The 3,814-nt window shown below is 66.9% G+C and carries 5 protein-coding genes and 1 pseudogene; 4 read left to right on the forward strand and 2 right to left on the reverse strand.

Annotation, left to right across the window (positions count from 1 at the left end; translation table 11 throughout):
* A pseudogene (locus DDE13_RS21970) lies at window positions 1–199 on the reverse strand (hypothetical protein); the annotation flags it as partial.
* 59 nt (window positions 200–258) lie between these two features.
* Window positions 259–1,155 carry a methylated-DNA--[protein]-cysteine S-methyltransferase gene (locus DDE13_RS21975; RefSeq protein WP_111406338.1) on the reverse strand — a complete coding sequence of 299 codons (897 nt, stop codon included), beginning with the start codon at window positions 1,153–1,155 and terminating at the stop codon, window positions 259–261.
* Window positions 1,156–1,318: 163 nt separating this feature from the next.
* Between DDE13_RS21975 and nth the strand changes: the two genes are divergently transcribed.
* The 4 genes from nth to DDE13_RS21995 all read left to right on the forward strand — a co-directional run bounded on the left by nth (window position 1,319) and on the right by DDE13_RS21995 (window position 3,758).
* The gene (gene nth, locus DDE13_RS21980; RefSeq protein WP_111406339.1) at window positions 1,319–1,960 is read left to right on the forward strand and encodes an endonuclease III; all 642 of its coding nucleotides are present in this window, start codon (window positions 1,319–1,321) and stop codon (window positions 1,958–1,960) included.
* A gap of 141 nt (window positions 1,961–2,101) precedes the next feature.
* Window positions 2,102–2,752 (forward strand): VPLPA-CTERM sorting domain-containing protein, encoded by a 651-nt coding sequence (locus DDE13_RS21985; protein WP_111406335.1) that lies wholly within the window; start codon window positions 2,102–2,104, stop codon window positions 2,750–2,752.
* 271 nt (window positions 2,753–3,023) lie between these two features.
* Window positions 3,024–3,404 carry an HIT domain-containing protein gene (locus tag DDE13_RS21990; RefSeq protein ID WP_111406336.1) on the forward strand — a complete coding sequence of 127 codons (381 nt, stop codon included), beginning with the start codon at window positions 3,024–3,026 and terminating at the stop codon, window positions 3,402–3,404.
* Between the two features lie 6 nt (window positions 3,405–3,410).
* Window positions 3,411–3,758 (forward strand): antibiotic biosynthesis monooxygenase family protein, encoded by a 348-nt coding sequence (locus DDE13_RS21995; protein WP_111406337.1) that lies wholly within the window; start codon window positions 3,411–3,413, stop codon window positions 3,756–3,758.
* Window positions 3,759–3,814: the final 56 nt, after the last annotated feature.

Consider the following 3,814-nt stretch of genomic DNA (forward strand, 5'->3'; position numbering starts at 1 on the left):
CGACCGCGCCCGCCGCCGCGCGCCCGCCGCTGCCGCCCGTTGCGGGGCCGGCGAGTATGCCGCCGATCACGCCGCCGGTGATCGCGCCTGCGGTGGTGTTGCGGTTCTCGGGATTGCCGGCGGGCGCGTCGAACTGGCTGGTGGTGCAGGACGCGAGCGCAAGCGCGCTGGCGGCGGCGATCAGGATGGTCTTGGTCATGGCTCTGCCTCTGGTGTCGTTCGGGCAGGGTATGACACGACAGGCGGCGCCTGCGCCAGTCACGGCTGCGCGGCTGACGTCGCGTCGGCGCCGGTCCGCCCGGCCGCGTCGGCCCGGGCACTGTCCCATGCCAGCATGGCGCGTTTCACGGGCAGGCCCCAGTGATAGCCGCCAAGCCCCCCGTCGCGGCGCAGCACCCGGTGGCACGGGATCAGGTACCCGATGGGGTTGCGGCCCACCGCGCTGCCCACGGCGCGGCTGGCGCGTTTCGTGCAGACCGTTTCGGCGATGTCGGAATAGCTGGTCACACCGCCCGCCGGGACCTGCAGGAGCGCTTCCCAGACCTTGATCTGGAAGGGCGCGCCGATCAGGTGCAGGGGTGTTTCCCGACCTCCGAATGCCCCCGTTACCAGTGCCGCCGCCCGTCCGTCGTCCGCCACGATCCGTGCGCGCGGCCAGCGGCGGGCAAGATCGTCATGGGCGGCCTCCAGCCCCGTCTCGGCGGCGAAGGCCAGCCCGCACAGTCCGCGATCGGTCGCCATCGCTACTCCGGGGCCAAAGGGCGTGTCCACCGTGCCTGCCCGGATGGTCAGCCCCGCCCCGCCGCGGGCGTAATCGCCGGGCGACATCGCCTCCCACCGCAGGAACAGGTCGTGCAACCGCCCCGGCCCGCTGAGCCCCACGGAATCGGCAGTCTCCAGCAGCGTGCCCCGCGCCGCCAGCAGCGCCTTGGCGTGCCCCAGCGTCAGGTATTGCTGGTAGCGTTTCGGCGACACGCCCGCCCAGCGGCTGAATACGCGCTGGAAATGCGCGGCGGACATGCCAAGCCGCGCGGCCAGGTCATCGAGGGGCATCGGTGCGCCGCCCGCGTCGTCGATGGTCTGGATTGCGCGGGCGATTACCTTGTAATGGTAATCGTTCGGGGCGGCGTCGCCCTGCAAGGGCGCGGTCGGCATGTCGCCGTCGGGGAAAAGGATATCGCTCATGGCCGAAGATGTAGACCCTGCCGCGCCCGCGCGCGACCCGGAACCTGCGCAATCCGCACGCCGGACCCGTGCCGCGAAACCCCGTCGCAAGCCCGCGAAGGGTCTTGCCGCCAACGCGCCCTCGGCCACGCCGATGTCGCCGCAGGCCGACTACGCCACGATCCGTGAAGCCTTCGCCCGCTTTGCCAGGGCAGAGCCGGAACCGAAGGGCGAGCTGGAGCATGTCAATGCGTTTACCCTGCTGGTGGCCGTGGCCCTGTCGGCGCAGGCCACCGATGCGGGCGTGAACAAGGCCACGCGGGGTCTGTTCGCGATGGCTGACACGCCGGAGAAGATGCTGGAACTGGGGGAGGAAGGCGTGATCGCCCATATCCGCACCATCGGGCTTTTCCGCAACAAGGCGAAGAACGTCATCAAGCTGTCGCGCATCCTCGTGGACCAGTTCGGGGGCGAGGTGCCGTCCTCGCGGGCGGCGCTGCAATCGCTGCCGGGCGTGGGCCGCAAGACCGCCAATGTCGTGCTGTCGATGTGGTGGGGCCATCCGGCGCAGGCGGTGGACACCCATATCTTTCGCGTCGGCAACCGCACCGGCCTGTGCCCGGGGCGCGACGTGGATGCGGTCGAACGCGCCATCGAGGACCAGGTGCCGGTGGAATACCAGCGCCACGCCCATCACTGGCTCATCCTGCACGGGCGCTATGTCTGCACGGCGCGCAAACCGAAATGCGGTGCCTGCCTGATCCGCGACCTGTGCGCCTTTCCCGACAAGGATTGACCCGCGCGCATCTCTTTGGCCGACACTGGGGCACTGCGCTTTCTGACCGCAGCCGCAGCTGAAAGCCCGAAAGTTGACACAGCGGCAAGCAGGGCGTTATAACTTGTTAACGTTGGCACCATCAGGGGTTGGAGAGGGCTTATGAAATTCGCGATCACACTGTTTACAGCAACGGCGTTCATGTCGTTCGGCGGCGCTGCCGTGGCATCCTCGCTGTATCTCAATCAGGACAATATCAGTGTCTCGGTGGGGCCGGGCACAGGTGCGGGGACGTCGAACAACACCTTCACGCGCGGGTTCGGCATCGAGAAGGTCATCGATGCGCCATCGGCCGACGCGGAAGAGTTTCACAACCAGGACACGCACATCTGGTACACATTCAACGATCCCGCCTCGGGACTGGAACTGTTGTTCGATTTCGGTGTCTCTTACGATATCGAGACCCTTCATTTCTGGAACTACACGGGCGAACGCTATGACGTGGACGAGGTGGTGTTCACCTTCTTTGACGCGCTCGGCAGCGAGATCGGTACCGAAACGGTGAATCCTGCGCTTGGAACGTCTCCCGGCATCCGGGCCCAGGACATTCCACTGGTTTCTCCGCTGAACACCCGCAGTGTGACCGCGTTTCTGACGGGAACGAACGGGGACATCGACTTCCAGAATATCGGTTTCACGGCACGGGTGTCGGATCCGGACCTCGATCCGACGACGCCCGTACCGCTTCCGGCGGCGGGATGGATGCTGCTGGCCGGGGCCGGTACCTTGCTGGCGTCGCGCCGCCTGCGCTGATCGGCGAATTACGGCCACAAACCGTGCGCGCGCTGTAACCGGGTTGGTCGCGCGCGCACCGTCGGACGCGGGGCAGGTGCCGGAACCTGCACTACACGCTGTCACAGATCACCAGTGCAGCGAGGGCTTGCACGGTAGCCCCTTCCAAGGCGCGACCCGTCCGCCGTGTCGCAGGTCCTGGCCCTGTGTTGTCCGGGGACTGCTGCGTCTTGACAACGTCTCCGTCGAACCGCCACACCGCCGATGAACCTGATGGAGCGGGGCTTTTCACATGGCATATGCCTATGACGACCAGAACATCTTTGCGAAAATCCTGCGCGGCGAGATCCCCAACGATACGGTGCTGGAAACCGAACACAGCCTTGCGTTCCGGGATATCACGCCGCAGGCGCCCGACCATGTGCTGGTGATCCCGAAAGGGGCATATGCCACCTACGACCATTTCGCGCTGGAAGCATCGGACGCCGAGATCGTCGATTTCACGCGCGCCGTGGGGGCTGTCGCCAAGGCCATCGGGGCGATGCCGTCCGAAGGGGCGGGTGGGTTTCGTGCCATCACCAATGCAGGACCCGATGCCAGCCAGGAAGTGCCGCACATGCATGTGCACATCGTGGCGGGGCGGCCGTTCGGCCCGCTTCTGCCCAAGGTCTGACCGGCCATGATCGCGGTGATCTTCGAGGTCGAGATCGCGCCGGGCCAGCGCGACGCCTATCTCGACATGGCGACGGCGATGCGGGCGCATCTGGCGGAGATCGAGGGCTTCGTCTCGGTCGAGCGGTTCGAGAGCCTGACGACACCGGGCAAGTTGCTGTCCCTGTCGGTCTGGGAGGACGAGGCCGCGCTGGACCGCTGGCGGCAACTGCCCGCCCATCGCTGCGCGCAGGCGCAGGGACGCGATGCGTTCTTCGCGGATTACCGGCTGCGGGTCGCGGGCGTGATCCGCGACTATGGCATGACCGACCGCGCGCAGGCCCCCGCCGACAGCATCGCCGCGCTGGGAATCTAGAGCGTGTCGCGTTTAATCGGTTCCGTATCCGGCGGCCTTGAAGAAGTTGTAGCACT

It is taken from the genome of Meridianimarinicoccus zhengii (assembly GCF_003254465.1).
GTDB classification, from domain to species: domain Bacteria; phylum Pseudomonadota; class Alphaproteobacteria; order Rhodobacterales; family Rhodobacteraceae; genus Meridianimarinicoccus; species Meridianimarinicoccus zhengii.

Excerpts from the sequence above, each read along its gene's own strand:
- DDE13_RS21975 (WP_111406338.1), bottom strand. The coding sequence starts at position 1,155 with ATGCCGACCGCGCCCTTGCAGGGCGACGCCGCCCCGAACGATTACCAT.
- nth (WP_111406339.1), top strand. The coding sequence starts at position 1,319 with ATGTCGCCGCAGGCCGACTACGCCACGATCCGTGAAGCCTTCGCCCGC.
- DDE13_RS21985 (WP_111406335.1), top strand. The coding sequence starts at position 2,102 with ATGAAATTCGCGATCACACTGTTTACAGCAACGGCGTTCATGTCGTTC.
- DDE13_RS21990 (WP_111406336.1), top strand. The coding sequence starts at position 3,024 with ATGGCATATGCCTATGACGACCAGAACATCTTTGCGAAAATCCTGCGC.
- DDE13_RS21995 (WP_111406337.1), top strand. The coding sequence starts at position 3,411 with ATGATCGCGGTGATCTTCGAGGTCGAGATCGCGCCGGGCCAGCGCGAC.